Consider the following 13627-nt stretch of genomic DNA (forward strand, 5'->3'; position numbering starts at 1 on the left):
GAAAGCTCCTTCTCGCGGTCAGCGGTGACCGTCGGCGACGGCTTTCTCGGTCGCGGCCCGCACCGCGGCCTCGATCCCACCGGTGAGCGGCAGGCGTGGCGGGCGGGAGGGGCCGCCGCGGCGGCCGACGATGTCCATGGAGAGCTTGATGGACTGCACGAACTCGGTCTTGGAGTCCCAGCGCAGCAGCGGGTGCAGCGACCGGTAGAGGGGCAGCGCCTTCTGGAGGTCCCCGTCGACGGCCGCGTGGTACAGCTCGGCGCAGCCGGCAGGGAAGGCGTTCGGGTATCCGGCGATCCAGCCGACCGCACCGGCGACGGCGAGTTCCAGGAGAACGTCGTCCGCGCCGATCAGCAGATCGAGCTCCGGGGCGAGTTCGGCGATCTCGTACGCCCTGCGCACATCGCCGGTGAACTCCTTGACCGCGACCACATGGCCCTCGGTGTGCAGCTCGGCGAGCAGCGCCGGGGTCAGGTCGACCTTGGTGTCGATCGGGTTGTTGTACGCGACGACGGGCACGCCGGCCTTCGCCACCTCGGCGTAGTGGGCGTGCACGGCGGACGGGTCGGCGCGGTAGGCGTTCGGCGGAAGCAGCAGTACGGAGCCGCAGCCCGCCTCACCGGCCTGCTCCGCCCAGCGCAGGGCCTCGCCGCTGCCGTACGCGGAGACGCCGGGCATCACCCGTGCGGCGTCACCCGCCGCCTCGACGGCCGTGCGCACCACGCGGGCACGCTCGTCGGCGGTGAGGGTCTGGTACTCGCCCAGAGAGCCGTTCGGCACGACCCCGTCGCAGCCGTTGTCCACGAGCCAGCGGACGTGTTCGGCGTAGGCGTCGTAGTCGACCGAGAGGTCCTCACGCAGGGGCAGTGCGGTGGCGACCATGATGCCGCGCCAGGGGCGGTCGCTGTTCCAGGTGGTGGCGGTCATGCCGTTCCCTTTCTGTGATGTGTGACATTTCATTGAAGGCTGGACGGGGGCCAGTCGGCCTGTTTGACGGGGGTCTGTTCGCCTCTTTGACGGGAGCCAGTCGGCCTCTTTGAGGGAAGAGCTCCTGCCGTTGTCCGCCCGGGTCGGCTGCTTCCTACGAAGCCTGCCCGCCGGCGCCTTCGTATGCGCTGTCCGATTCGCCGGTGGATGCCTCGGGCTCGTCGAGCGAGCCCAGCACGCCGAGCGGTACGGGCACGGCGAGCGGACGGCGCTCAGCGGACGGAGCCATTGCCGGGCCGTTCGCGCCCGCCGCGAGGCACGCCACGGCCGTACCGCAGACGCGGCCCTGGCACCAGCCCATGCCCGCCCTGGTGAGCAGCTTGACGGTGCGCGCGTCGCGGGCGCCGTAGCCGCCGACCGCCTCACGGACGCGGCTCGCGGTCACCTCCTCGCAGCGGCAGACTTCGGTGTCGCCGTCGAGCCAGTCCGTCCAGCCGGGGCCGGGCATGTGGGCGGCGGCCATGGCGTCGGCGAAGACGCGCAGCCGGTCGCGGCGCTGCCGAAGCTTCCGGGCGTGCGTGCTAACGAGAAGCGCGGGCCGGCCGCGCAGCCGCGCCGCCACCGCGATGCCCGCCAACTCGCCTTCGACTCGCGCGAGTTGCGCGCCGCCGATCCCACCGGTCTCGCCGGCCGCCCAGATACCGGGCACCGAGGATTCCTGGGAGACGTCCAGGGCGAGGGCGCGCGTCCCGTCGGGTGCCGTGCGGGTCGCACAGCCGAGTCCCGTCGCCAGTTCGATCTGCGGCACCAGCCCGTGTCCCACGGCGAGGGCGTCGCAGGCGATCCGGCGGCCGGTCCCCGGGACGGGCCGCCAGTCGCGGTCGAGGCGGGCGACGGTCACCGCCTCCACCCGGTCGGTGCCGTGCACCCGGGTCACTGCACTGCGCGGACGGAGCAGCACCCGGTGACGCAGCAGCGCCGAGCCGTAGGTCAGCGCCTCGGCGACCTTGCCCGGGTTGGCGGTGAGGGCCCGCCAGTGGCGGGCGTACCCGAGATAGCCGGAAGCCTCGACCACGGCCGGCACCCGCGCCCCGGCCGAGGCGAGGGAGGCGGCGACCGCGAGCAGCAGTGGTCCGCTGCCCGCGACGACGACCCGTCTACCGGGCAGCACCAGGCCGGACTTGAGCATGGCCTGGGCGCCTCCGGCCCCCACGACGCCGGGCAGGGTCCACCCGGGGAAGGGCAGCTGCCGCTCGTACGCGCCGGTCGCCAGCAGCACAGCTCGTGCCCGGACGGGGACCGGGCGCGGTTCGGCGCCGTCGGCTTCGGCGAGGGCGTGCGTCGTCAGCAGCCCGTCGCTGTCGCGGGTCACCGTCCAGACGTGGTGCCCGCTCCGGTGGTCGATGCCGCCGGCCTGCCGGCGCTCCCGCAGCTGAGCGAAGGAAGGCCAGTCGTGGTGCAGGGCCTCCGGCCGCGCGACTCCGAGGCCCGGGGGCGGATGCCGGTAGAACTGCCCGCCGACCTGCTCGGACGAATCCAGCAGAGTGACCGACAGACCGAGGCGGGACGCGGTGACCGCACCCGCGAGACCGGCGCAGCCGGCACCGATCACCGCGACGTCACAGCCGACGGACGGGTCAGACACCGAGCCCGGCATGGCCGTTGCCCTCCTGGGTGTTGATCACGTCGCCGGGGCGGGCGGGGACCAGGCAGGCCCTTTTGTTGGGTTGCCCGTTCACGGTCGCCAGGCAGTCGTGGCACTGCCCGATGCCGCAGAAGGCGCCGCGCGGATGGCCGCCGAGGCGCGTGGTGCGCCAGGCCAGAACGCCGGCACCCCACAGCGCGGCGGCGATGGACTGCCCGGGCAGGGCGGTCACCTTACGGCCGTCGAAAGTGATCGCGAACGGCGGAGCGGGCTGCGCTCCGACCAGTTCGGCGGGGGTACGGGCCACTGCCTGTCTCCTCTCGTGGAATGCGGACGTGTAATACGGACGTGGAATGCGGACGTGGAATGCGGACGCAGTCGTCGACCGGATGCCGGTCAAGCCGTGGACAGGAAGCGGTCGGGGGCGAACGGCGCCATGTCCAGGGGCGGTTCGGAGCCCGTCAGCAGCCTGGCGATCAGCAGCCCCGTGGCCGGGGCGAGCCCGATGCCCGCGCCCTCGTGGCCGCAGGCGTGCAGCAGTCCGGGCACCTGGGGATCGGGGCCGATCGCCGGGAGGTGGTCCGGCAGATACGGCCGGAACCCCGCGTATGTGCGGATCGCCCGCACCCGGGCCAGCACCGGGAACAGCGCCGTGGCCTGGGCGGCCAGGCGCCGGAGCGCCCGGGTCGACAGGGTGCGGTCGAAGCCGACCCGCTCACGGCTGGCGCCGATCAGCACCGGGCCCGACGGGGTGCCCTCGACCACGGGCGAGGTCTGGAGCGCCGCCGAGTCGCTCGCCACGTCGGCGACGTAGTCCGCCGCGTACACCTTGTGGCGCACCACGCGGGGCAGCGGCTCGGTGACCAGGACGAAGCCACGGCGGGGGAGGACGGGCAGGTCCACCCCGGCGAGCCGGGCCAGTTCACCGCCCCACACCCCGGCCGCGTTCACCACATACGGGGCGTGGAGGTCGGCGGCGGTGGTCCGTACACCGCGCACCTCACCGTGCGAGCCGGTGAGGATGCCGGTGACCTCCTCGCCGAGCCGTAGGCGTGCTCCCGAGGCGCGGAGCAGATGGGCGGCGGCCAGGGCGGGCTGGACCTGGGCGTCCTGGGGATAGCGGAAGCCGCCCGCCAGGCCCGGGGCGAGGTGCGGCTCCAGGTCGTGCAACCGGTCGGCCGGGACCTCGTGCGCGCTGACGCCGGCCAGGCCCTGTGCCGTGGCGAAGGTGCGAAGGGCCTGCATGCGCGCCGCGTCCGAGGCGACGACCAGGCCGCCCTTCGCCTCGTACTCGATCCGGGGTGGGAGTTGGTCGGCCAGCTTCTGCCACAACTGCGTGGAAAGCAGGGCCAGTTCGAGCTCGGGGCCCGGTTCCTTGTCGGAGAGCAGGAGATTGCCCTCGCCGGCCCCCGTGGTCCCGCCCGCGACGGGGCCACGGTCGATCACGGTGACGGAGAGGCCGCAGCCGGCGGCGTAGTAGGCGCAGGCCGCGCCGACCACTCCCGCCCCGACGACGATGAGATCCGGGGAGTTTCTCGTGGGCACGGCTGTAATATTTCACATTGCACTGCGCCGCGCCAGGCTCTCATCGCGACCGGCCGTGATGCCGCTCCACTGGGGCCCTTCATCGGTCGTCCCCGGACACAGGTCGGTAACGCACCTGCAGACGCCTTGCGCAGTACAATTTCACATTACTATTTTACCGGTCACATTTTAAGTCGCTTCCGGCTGTCCGACCCCGCACGGAGACACCCATGAAGATGCGCAGTAGCACCGCCGTCGCGCTCGTCGCGAGCCTCGCACTCGGAGCGGCCGGATGTTCCGGCGGCCAGCAGTCGCGGCCGGGTTCCGGCAAGAACCCCGCCGCCGCACTCGAAGGCCAGGTCATCGGCGGCACCCCGAAGAGGGGCGGCACCCTGACGGTCCTGTCCCAACAGGACTTCACCCACCTCGACCCGGCCCGCAACTGGGTCATGAGCGACATGCTGTTCGGGACCCGGCTGCTCTACCGCACCCTGGTGACCTACAAGGCGTCCCCCGGCACGGGGGGCGGCGACCTGGTGCCCGACCTCGCCACCGACCTCGGCACCCCCTCCAACGGCGCCAAGACATGGACCTTCAGGCTCAAGAAGGGGATCAAGTACGAGGACGGCACACCGGTCACCGCCCAGGACATCAAGTACAACGTCGAGCGCTCCTTCTCGCCCGACCTCCCCGGCGGCGCCGACTACGCCGCCCGCTATCTGGCCGGCGCCGAGGGCTACGAGGGCCCCGCGCGCGGTGAGCACCTCGACTCGATCAAAACCCCGGACGACCACACCATCGTCTTCGAACTGCGCAGGCCTTTCGCCGAGTTCCCCAACGCCACCGTCATGCCGACCTTCGCGCCCGTACCGAAGGCCGAGGACAACGGGCCGCGGTACGACAACCGGCCGTTCTCCTCCGGCCCTTACAAGATCGAGTCGTACGCGCGCGGCAAGAGGCTCGTCCTGGTCCGCAACACCCACTGGGATCCGAAGGCCGACCAGGTGCGCAAGGCCCACCCCGACAAGCTGGTCGTGGTCATGGGCCTGAAGCAGAACCAGATCGACGACCGGATGATCGCCAGCCAGGGTGCCGACGCCTCCGCCGTCTCCTGGTACGCGCTGCGACCCGAGAGCGCGGCGAAGGTGCTGCCCAGCGCCGAGGTGAAGAAGCGGATGATCGCCGAGTCCACCAACTGCACCGACATGGTGCAGATGCACACCGGCCGGGCCCCGTTCGACAACGTCAAGGTCCGCCAGGCCGTGCAGTACGCCCTGGACAAGGAGACCGTCCTCACCGCGTCCGGAGGCCCCGCCTTCAATGACGTGTCCACTGCCTACATGCCCGCCTCCCTCTTCGACGGCAAGCAGCCCGACACCCTGAAGATCCCCGCCACGGGCGATGCCGAGAAGGCCAGGCAGCTGCTGCACGAGGCGGGAAAGCCGAACGGCTTCTCCACCAAGATCACCGTGTCGACCGGGGACAAGGGACGGGCCGAGGCGATCCAGCAGGCCCTCGGCCGGGTCGGTATCAAGGTCACCATCGAGACCGTCGACCCGTCCGCGTTCTACGCCACCATCGGCGACACCACGAACCGCACCGACATGGTCTACACGGGCTGGTGCCCCGACTACCCCTCCGGCTCCACCTTCCTGCCGTTCGTCTTCGACGGCCGCTACATCAAGGAGAAGGGCAACTCCGGCAACCACTCCCTCTTCCGCGACAAGGCGACCATGAAGCGGATGGACGAGATCGCCACGATGACCGACGTCAAGCGGGCGGACAAGGCATGGCAGCAGCTCGACGGCGAGATACTCCGGCAGGCCCCCGCCGTCCCGGTGCTGATGCGACGGTGGCCGCTGGTGCTGGGCACCAACATCGCCGGCGCCTACGGCCAGACGTCCTTCGGCGGGCAGCTCGACTACGCCACGGTCGGGCTCAAGGACCCGGCCAAGAGCAAGAGCTGAGGCCCCGCACCATGACCTCCCTCAACGCCTCCGCCCCGGCGGCCCCCGCCGCCCCTGCGGGCACCAGCCCCTGGCAGCTCGCCCGCAGGGAGCTGCGCCGCCGCATCTCGGTGAAGATCTCCCTCGCCGTCGTCGCGGTCTTCGTCCTCATGGCGGCGGGCGCCCCCGTGCTCAGCGCGCTCGGCGGGTGGTCACCCGCGGAGTTCGACAAGTCCGCCGTCGACCCGTACCTCGGCGGTCAGCCGATCGGTCCGCTCGGCGGCATCTCCGCCGACCACTGGCTGGGCGTCGAACCGGTCACCGGCCGCGACCTGTTCGCCCGCGTCGTGCACGGTGCCCAGGTCTCGCTGCTCATCGCCTTCGCCGCCACCGCGATCGTCGTCATCGCCGGCACAGCGGCGGGCATCGCGGCCGGCTACTTCGGCGGCCGCACCGACACCGTGCTCTCCCGGCTGATGGACCTCACCATGTCCTTCCCTTCCCTCATCTTCATGATCGCGATGATGTCGGTGGCGAAGGACGTCAACCGGATCCTGCTGATGACCGTCGTCATCGGTGTGTTCGGCTGGCCCGGTGTCGCCCGCGTGGTCCGCGGCCAGACCCTCTCGCTCAAGCACCGCGAGTACGTCGACGCCGCGCGCGTCGGCGGTTCCGGCCCCTGGCGGATCCTCACCCGTGACATCCTCCCCGGTGTCTCCGGGCCGGTCATCGCCTACACCACCCTGATCATCCCCGGGATGATCGCCACCGAGGCGGCGCTGAGCTATCTCGGCGTCGGCGTCCGGCCGCCCACCCCCTCCTGGGGCCAGATGATCGCGGAGAGCGTCGCCTTCTACGACACGGACCCCATGTACTTCGTCATCCCCAGCACCTGCCTCTTCCTCACGGTGCTCGCGTTCACGCTGCTCGGCGACGCGCTGCGCGACATCCTCGACCCGAGAGGAAGCCGCACATGACCCTCTACATCGGCCGCAGGCTGCTCGGCGTCGTCGGCGTCCTGATCGCCATCGCCGCCGTCACCTTCACCATCTTCTACGTCCTGCCCTCCGACCCCGCCGCGGCGGCGTGCGGCAAGTCCTGCAGCACTGAACGCCTGGCGGCGATCCGCACCCACATGGGGCTCGACCAGCCCCTGTGGCGGCAGTTCGCCGGCTTCCTCACCGGCATCTTCGCCGGCCGCACCATGGGCAGCGGGCAGTACGCCCTGCACTGCGACTTCCCCTGCTTCGGCTACTCGTACGAGAACAGCGAGGCCGTATGGGACCTGCTGATGGACCGTCTGCCGGTCTCGGCCTCGCTCGCCGTGGGCGCCGCCGTGCTCTGGCTGCTGCTCGGCCTGACCGCCGGAGTCACCGCGGCCCTGCGCAAGGACACCCTCACCGACCGCGTCCTGATGGTCGGCGCCGTCGCCGCGGCCTCGCTGCCGGTCTACTTCACCTCGATGATGCTGATCTACGGCCTGATCCGGGTCGCGGGCCTGCTCCCGTACCCGCAGTACAGGCCCTTCGGTGACGACCCCGCCCGCTGGGCGTCCAACCTGCTGCTGCCCTGGCTCGCGCTGGCCGTGCTCTACGCCGCCATGTACGCGCGCCAGAGCCGCAGTTCGATGATCGAGACCATGGCGGAGCCGTACATCCGCACCGCCCGCGCCAAGGGCCTGCCGCGCCGCACCGTCGTCGTCAAACATGGCCTGCGGGCGGGCATGACCCCGATCCTCACCATCTTCGGCATGGACCTGGGCGGGCTGCTCGCGGGCGCGGTCATCACCGAGTCCATCTTCGGACTGCCCGGCATCGGCCGGCTCTTCTACGGCGCGCTCTCCACCGGCGACCAGCCGGTCATCCTGGGCGTCACTCTCCTGGCCGCCACCTTCATCGTCGTCGCCAACCTGGCCGTCGACCTGCTGTACGCCGTCGTCGACCCGCGAGTGAGGTTCTGATGGCCGGTCCACAACCACTCCTGGACGTAGCGGACTTGACGGTCACCTTCCGCACCGCACGCGGCCCGGTGCGGGCCGTCGACTCGCTCGGCTTCTCCGTGCGCGGCGGACAGACCCTCGGCATCGTCGGCGAGTCCGGCTCCGGCAAGTCCGTCACCTCCCTCGCCGTCATGGGCCTGCACCGGGGCGCCGAGGTCAGCGGATCCATCAGGCTCGACGGACAACAGCTGATCGGGCTCACCGAGCGCGAGCTGGGCAGGCTGCGCGGACGCCGGATGGCGATGATCTTCCAGGACCCGCTCTCCAGCCTCCACCCGTACTACACGGTCGGCGAGCAGATCGCCGAACACCACCGCGTCCACTTCGGTTCTAGCCGCTCCGCGGCCCGCAGACGCGCCGTCGACATGCTCGGCGAGGTCGGCATCCCGGAACCCGCCCGCCGGGCCGGCGAGTACCCGCACCAGTTCTCCGGCGGCATGCGGCAGCGCGTGATGATCGCCATGGCCCTCGCCTGCGAGCCCGAACTGCTCATCGCCGACGAACCGACCACCGCGCTCGATGTCACCGTTCAGGCGCAGATCCTGGACCTCATCGCCGGTCTCCAGGCCGAACGGGGCCTCGCCGTCATCATGATCACGCACGACCTCGGTGTGGTCGCCCGCATCGCCCACGAGGTGCTGGTGATGTACGGCGGACGAGCGGCCGAACAGGCCCCGGTGGACGACCTGTTCGCGGCTCCGGCGCACCCCTACACCCGCGGCCTGCTCGATTCCCTGCCCCGCCTCGACGACAGCGACGACGAACCGCTGCGGGCGATCCCCGGCAGCCCGCCCTCCCTCCTCACCCCCGCGGCGGGATGCGCCTTCGCACCGCGCTGCTCCCGTGCGGCAGCCGCCTCGGCGGACGCACGCGGGCACTGCGAGCAGGTCAGACCCCGGCTCACCACCGAGGGCGGACACGCGGTGGCCTGCCATCTGCCCCTGCGACGGGCCACCATCGACAACGAGCCCCGCGGAGGCACCCCATGACCACCAGCCCTCAGGCCCTGCTCTCCATACGGAACGTGTCGATGACCTTCCCCGGCCGCCGACGACGCGCTGCCCCGGTGCGGGCCGTCGACAACATCAGCTTCGAGGTGGCCGCGGGGGAGACCCTCGGCCTGGTCGGGGAGTCCGGCTGCGGCAAGTCCACCACCGGCCGCATGATCGTCCGGCTGCTGGAACCCACGACCGGGTCCATCACCTACGACGGCCGGGACATCAGCCACCTCGGCCGGCGAGAGCTCAGACCGCTGCGCCGCCACCTCCAGATGGTCTTCCAGGACCCGCACTCCTCGCTCAACCCGCGCCAGACCGTGGCCCGGATCATCTCCGAACCACTCCTGGTGCAGGGCAGCCCGGCCGCCGACGCCCGCAAGCGGGCCGCGGAGCTGATGGAGCTTGTCGGGCTCATACCCGAGCACATCGACCGCTTCCCGCACGAGTTCTCCGGCGGGCAGGCCCAGCGCATCGGCATCGCCCGCGCACTTGCCACCGGCCCCCGCCTGATCGTCGCCGACGAACCGGTCTCGGCCCTCGACGTCTCCGTACAGGCCCAGATCGTCAATCTGATGCAGCGGCTGCAACGAGAGCTGTCGCTCGCCTATGTCTTCATCGCCCACGATCTGTCGGTGGTGAAGCGGGCCTGCGACCGGGTCGCCGTGATGTACCTGGGCCGCATCGTCGAAATCGGGCCGAAGGAACGGGTGTACGCGGCCCCCGCTCACCCCTACACCCGGGCACTGCTCTCCGCGGTACCGCTGCCCGATCCCGCCGCCGAGCGCACACGCGAGCGCATCACCCTCCTGGGCGACCCGCCGAGCCCGACGTCACCCCCGCCCGGCTGCACCTTCCACCCCCGCTGCCCCAAGGCCCAGCAGCTCTGCCGGACCGAGGCCCCGCCGCTGCGGATCACCACACCGGGCGAGGCGCGGCAGGTGGCCTGCCACTTCCCGGAGGCCGCCTGACCTGGCCGGGTCCTGGATCCACGGGGGATCCAGGACCCGGCCAGGTGTCGTGTCGTTGCGTGCCTCACGACTTGGTGATGCGGACGGTCTCCCCGTAGCCGTCGGCGGCCGTGACCTCGATCTTCACACCGGCAGCGCGGTCGGTGAACGACTGCCCCACCCAGTACGGCGCATCGTCCAACGGGTGGCAGCCGCTGCTCGGCGTGGCGTTGGGGTTGGCGTCCATCACGCGGATCGGTCCACTGCCCGTGCTGACGGACGTGTCCACCTTGTACACCAGGGCACCGGTCGAGCAGACGTCGGTGTCGGCGTGGACCCCGCGCCGTGATTCGACGACGTACGCGGTGGTGGGGGACGTCTTGATCACGGCCATCTTGGTGTAGCTGCCGTACTCGACGGCGCTGAGATAAACGGTGTCGCTGCCTGCCGTCGCCCGGCAGACGACCTGTGTGTCAGGGGTCCATCCGAGCTTCCAGGAGTGCCAGGCGAAGTACTGCGGTCCCTTGCCCCCGATCTTCCCCATGACGTCCCAGCCGCCCACGTGGCGGTGCATGTCGGTGCCGGTGTCGAAGGCGTACAGGTCCGGCAGACCGAAGGTGTGGCCCGTCTCATGTGCCACGATCTTGTAGCCCCAGCTCCAGATGTCCTGGCCGAAGGTGACCGCCCACTTGACGGTCACGTGGTCAGCGGTGACGCCCGCCGTACCGGGCGCGTAGACGTAGGTGGGGGTGAAGGGGATGGCCTCGGCGTTCTTGGTGGCGACGACGTAGACCATGTCGTACCGCGAGAAGTCGACACTCGGATCGGCCTTGTGCACGGCGTCCTTGATGTACGCCTCGTGCGTCTCGTGCGAGAACCCGCGCTCGAATCCGTACTCGGTGGACTTCTTCGGCATGCGCAGCCATGCGTTGTGCTGGGTGATGGCCAGCCAGGTCTTGCCGTACGAGGCGTTCCACATCCAGTCGGCGGCAGGGGTGAGCCGGTCCGCGTCGCTGGACGTCGTCTCCGTGGCGGCGGCGTCCGGGAAGTCCACGAAGAGCATGATGACTCTCTTGGTCCCGGTGGGGCGCTGGAAGACGTTGTAGTCCGTGTCCTGCCCTTCATCCGTCCAGCCGGTGGTGCCGGACAGCTTGCACGAGGACACCGGGTCGGCCGCTTGAGCGGGCGGTGCGGCGAGCGACAGCAGAAGCAGGGCGGCGAACAAGGCCGACATGAGCGTCGGCCTGGCTGTTGTCGACGACAGGAATCTTCGCCTCATGGCGTCACGACCTCCGGGTGTTGAACATGTGACATTTGACATAAGGCTGTGACTGCACGGGCCTGTCGGGAAGCTCGCAGCTCTCCATAACATCCGCGCATGGACCTGGAGGTACGGCACCTGCGGGTGGTGTGCGCGATCGCGGAGTCCGGGAGCCTCACCCGTGCCGCTGCGTCCTTGCGCATGACCCAGCCGGGGGTGAGCGCCCAATTGCGGCGCATCGAGAGGATTCTGGGCGGAACGCTGTTCGAACGCCGGCAAGCCGGAGTCGCACCGACCGCACTGGGCGAACTGGTGCTCAGCCGGGCCCGCGCCATCCTGCCGGGCATCGACGGACTGATCGCCGACACCGCCCGCGCCGCCCGCCGCCGGAGCGCACCCGCGCGCATCCGGCTCGCCTCGGTGGGCGCACCCCTGCTGGGGCACCTGGTCCTGGCCGTGCGTGAGGTGCTGCCGGAGGCAGACGTCACCACGCGCTGCCAGTACTCCCCCCTGCCGCTGCTGGACGACCTCGCCGCCGACCGTTTGGAAGCAGCCGTCCTCGGCGACAGCCCCGGCTGTGAACTGGCGCCCCGGGCGGAGGTGACACTGCGGCCGCTGGTCACCGAGCCGGTGTTCGCGCTGCTTCCCGCGACCCACCCGCTGACGGCACGGGACGAGGTGGATCTGGCCCGGCTCATGGAGGAGGAATGGGCCGTACCCCGCGCCGACAGCGACCGCACCCGCGAGTACTGGTCGTCGGTCTTCTCCCTGACCGGCCGGCACCCGCACACGCCGTACGAGGCCGAAGGCCGCCAGCTGATCGAGATCGTCCGGGCGGGCCTGGCCGTCAGCCTCTGCCAAGCGACCTTCATCGAGGTCCCAGGAGTCGTGGTCCGCCCCCTCGCCGGCAACCCGCTGTGGTACCGCCACATCCTGGCCTGGCACCGCGAAGGCCCGCTCGCCGGGCACGGTCCCGAAATCCTGCGCCGGCTCGGTGAGGGCTACGACGCGATCCGCGCCGCCACTCCGGCGTATGCGGTCTGGCGGGAACGGAATCCTGGGAAGGCGCTGCTGACGGAGTGAACTCGGCGGAGTTCATATTGCGGGGTGGCCGTCGAGGAAGGGGAGCGCAAGGGATGCGCATCGGGTCTGGCCGTAGGTGCAGTGTTCAACTTCGGCTTGACGCAGTCGCGTTGGCCACGCTGACTCTGGTCGCCGGCCTGCAGCCACGTAAGATCACGTCTCCCGATCCAATGGTTGACAGGAGGCTGAACACCCATGCCGGATCAGCGAGTTGTGGTCGTGACCGGTGGAGGAACGGGGATCGGCGCGGCAACCGCGCGGCTGCTTCGGGCGGCCGGGCACGACGTTGTCGTCTCCGGGCGCCGACCGGAGCCTTTGCAGCGCGTCGCTGAGGAAACCGGAGCCTTGGCCTGCCCGGCTGATACCGCCGACCCGGACGCTGTTCGCCACCTCGTGGAAACTGCCGTCGCGCGATTCGGTCGACTCGATGGGTTGGTCGTCAATGCGGGAGTGGGACGCAGCGGGGGTGTCGGGGAGCTGTCCGATGAGGACTGGGAGTTGGTGCTGCGTACCAATCTCACCGGCCCCTTCCTTCTGATGCGGGCGGCGTTGCCTCACCTGCTCCAGGCCCGGGGATCTGTCGTCGCGGTCGCTTCGGTCGCTGCCCTGCGCAACGGGGTGCGCAATGCTGCCTACGCCACGTCCAAGGCGGCACTGTTGCAGTTGTGCCGGTCGCTGTCTGTGGACTACGGGCCTCAGGGTTTGCGGGCCAACACCGTTTGTCCCAGTTGGGTGCGCACGGAGATGGCCGACCGCCGCATGGCCCGGTTCGCCGAGGACGCCGGATTGGCCTCCGCCGGGGTCGACGGAGCATATGAGGAGGCCACCCGGCTGCTGCCGGCACGCCGCCCCGGCGAGCCTGGTGAGGTGGCCGAGGCCATCGCCTGGCTGCTGTCGCCGGCTGCGTCCTTCGTCAACGGAGCTGTACTCACCGTGGACGGGGGTGTGACTGCGCTGGATCCCGGGACTGTTCCCTTTGGTTTCCACATCACCCCGCGCGACAACGAGGGTTGATCCTCGCCGCTGGATCGGGACTCGGTCCCGCGCCGGACCGCGTCGGTCCACGAACCGGGCTTGAGGCGAGCGTCGGTGGAGGAGCGGCGGGTTGCCCAAGGGCGGTACGCGCTCACCTGTCCTACGGCCCCTCAAAGCGGTGGGGACGGTCGCGTCCGCGTCGCCGTCGTCCTGTCGTGGGGGAGCACTCCGATGTCGAGCCTCGAACTCGGCGGCTTCGAGGCTGCCCTGTAGGGTCTCGCCGGCGTGATCGCGCGTCTGAGCGAGTGGAGCGAGTGGAGGG

The 13627-nt window shown here is 70.6% G+C and carries 12 protein-coding genes; 7 read left to right on the top strand and 5 right to left on the bottom strand.

Annotated elements, in window-relative coordinates:
• Positions 1–18 precede the first annotated feature (18 nt).
• The 4 genes from ACQEV2_RS23530 to ACQEV2_RS23545 all read right to left on the bottom strand — a co-directional run bounded on the left by ACQEV2_RS23530 (position 19) and on the right by ACQEV2_RS23545 (position 4117).
• Complete coding sequence (locus tag ACQEV2_RS23530; RefSeq protein ID WP_433044843.1) at positions 19–927, bottom strand: dihydrodipicolinate synthase family protein; 909 nt, start codon at positions 925–927, stop codon at positions 19–21.
• A 154-nt stretch (positions 928–1081) separates the two neighbouring features.
• Positions 1082–2584 (bottom strand): FAD-dependent oxidoreductase, encoded by a 1503-nt coding sequence (locus ACQEV2_RS23535; protein ID WP_433044846.1) that lies wholly within the window; start codon positions 2582–2584, stop codon positions 1082–1084.
• A complete protein-coding gene (locus ACQEV2_RS23540; RefSeq protein ID WP_433044849.1) occupies positions 2565–2879 on the bottom strand; it encodes a (2Fe-2S)-binding protein in 315 nt (104 codons plus the stop codon). Before ACQEV2_RS23540 ends, ACQEV2_RS23535 begins: the two co-directional genes overlap by 20 nt.
• Positions 2880–2968: 89 nt before the next feature.
• On the bottom strand, positions 2969–4117 hold the full coding sequence (locus ACQEV2_RS23545) for an NAD(P)/FAD-dependent oxidoreductase (RefSeq protein ID WP_433044852.1): 1149 nt from the start codon (positions 4115–4117) through the stop codon (positions 2969–2971).
• A gap of 209 nt (positions 4118–4326) precedes the next feature.
• Here ACQEV2_RS23545 and ACQEV2_RS23550 point away from each other — a divergent pair, with 209 nt between their 5' ends.
• The 5 genes from ACQEV2_RS23550 to ACQEV2_RS23570 are packed head-to-tail and all read left to right on the top strand — an operon-like array spanning position 4327 to position 10007.
• Positions 4327–6063, top strand: a complete 1737-nt coding sequence (locus tag ACQEV2_RS23550) for an ABC transporter substrate-binding protein (protein WP_433044855.1) — start codon at positions 4327–4329, stop codon at positions 6061–6063.
• Between the two features lie 11 nt (positions 6064–6074).
• Positions 6075–7019, top strand: a complete 945-nt coding sequence (locus tag ACQEV2_RS23555) for an ABC transporter permease (protein ID WP_433044858.1) — start codon at positions 6075–6077, stop codon at positions 7017–7019.
• Complete coding sequence (locus ACQEV2_RS23560; RefSeq protein ID WP_433044861.1) at positions 7016–8002, top strand: ABC transporter permease; 987 nt, start codon at positions 7016–7018, stop codon at positions 8000–8002. Before ACQEV2_RS23555 ends, ACQEV2_RS23560 begins: the two co-directional genes overlap by 4 nt.
• A complete protein-coding gene (locus ACQEV2_RS23565) occupies positions 8002–9030 on the top strand; it encodes an ABC transporter ATP-binding protein (protein ID WP_433044865.1) in 1029 nt (342 codons plus the stop codon). Before ACQEV2_RS23560 ends, ACQEV2_RS23565 begins: the two co-directional genes overlap by 1 nt.
• The gene (locus tag ACQEV2_RS23570) at positions 9027–10007 is read left to right on the top strand and encodes an ABC transporter ATP-binding protein (protein WP_433044868.1); all 981 of its coding nucleotides are present in this window, start codon (positions 9027–9029) and stop codon (positions 10005–10007) included. Before ACQEV2_RS23565 ends, ACQEV2_RS23570 begins: the two co-directional genes overlap by 4 nt.
• A 64-nt stretch (positions 10008–10071) precedes the next feature.
• Here the strand turns inward: ACQEV2_RS23570 and ACQEV2_RS23575 are convergent, their stop codons facing one another.
• Complete coding sequence (locus ACQEV2_RS23575; protein WP_433044871.1) at positions 10072–11220, bottom strand: M6 family metalloprotease domain-containing protein; 1149 nt, start codon at positions 11218–11220, stop codon at positions 10072–10074.
• Positions 11221–11364: 144 nt separating this feature from the next.
• Here ACQEV2_RS23575 and ACQEV2_RS23580 point away from each other — a divergent pair, with 144 nt between their 5' ends.
• Positions 11365–12330, top strand: coding sequence for a LysR family transcriptional regulator (locus tag ACQEV2_RS23580; protein ID WP_433044874.1), 966 nt, complete (start codon positions 11365–11367; stop codon positions 12328–12330).
• A 195-nt stretch (positions 12331–12525) separates the two neighbouring features.
• The gene (locus ACQEV2_RS23585) at positions 12526–13344 is read left to right on the top strand and encodes an SDR family NAD(P)-dependent oxidoreductase (RefSeq protein ID WP_433044877.1); all 819 of its coding nucleotides are present in this window, start codon (positions 12526–12528) and stop codon (positions 13342–13344) included.
• Positions 13345–13627: the final 283 nt, after the last annotated feature.

The sequence above is a fragment of the Streptomyces sp. CA-251387 genome (genome assembly GCF_050936625.1).
GTDB lineage: Bacteria > Actinomycetota > Actinomycetes > Streptomycetales > Streptomycetaceae > Streptomyces.

What these genes read in the sequence shown, in the direction of transcription:
- ACQEV2_RS23535 (WP_433044846.1), bottom strand. Translation starts at nt 2,584, where the DNA reads ATGCCGGGCTCGGTGTCTGACCCGTCCGTCGGCTGTGACGTCGCGGTG.
- ACQEV2_RS23570 (WP_433044868.1), top strand. Translation starts at nt 9,027, where the DNA reads ATGACCACCAGCCCTCAGGCCCTGCTCTCCATACGGAACGTGTCGATG.
- ACQEV2_RS23565 (WP_433044865.1), top strand. Translation starts at nt 8,002, where the DNA reads ATGGCCGGTCCACAACCACTCCTGGACGTAGCGGACTTGACGGTCACC.
- ACQEV2_RS23530 (WP_433044843.1), bottom strand. Translation starts at nt 927, where the DNA reads ATGACCGCCACCACCTGGAACAGCGACCGCCCCTGGCGCGGCATCATG.
- ACQEV2_RS23550 (WP_433044855.1), top strand. Translation starts at nt 4,327, where the DNA reads ATGAAGATGCGCAGTAGCACCGCCGTCGCGCTCGTCGCGAGCCTCGCA.
- ACQEV2_RS23580 (WP_433044874.1), top strand. Translation starts at nt 11,365, where the DNA reads ATGGACCTGGAGGTACGGCACCTGCGGGTGGTGTGCGCGATCGCGGAG.
- ACQEV2_RS23585 (WP_433044877.1), top strand. Translation starts at nt 12,526, where the DNA reads ATGCCGGATCAGCGAGTTGTGGTCGTGACCGGTGGAGGAACGGGGATC.
- ACQEV2_RS23555 (WP_433044858.1), top strand. Translation starts at nt 6,075, where the DNA reads ATGACCTCCCTCAACGCCTCCGCCCCGGCGGCCCCCGCCGCCCCTGCG.
- ACQEV2_RS23560 (WP_433044861.1), top strand. Translation starts at nt 7,016, where the DNA reads ATGACCCTCTACATCGGCCGCAGGCTGCTCGGCGTCGTCGGCGTCCTG.
- ACQEV2_RS23575 (WP_433044871.1), bottom strand. Translation starts at nt 11,220, where the DNA reads ATGTCGGCCTTGTTCGCCGCCCTGCTTCTGCTGTCGCTCGCCGCACCG.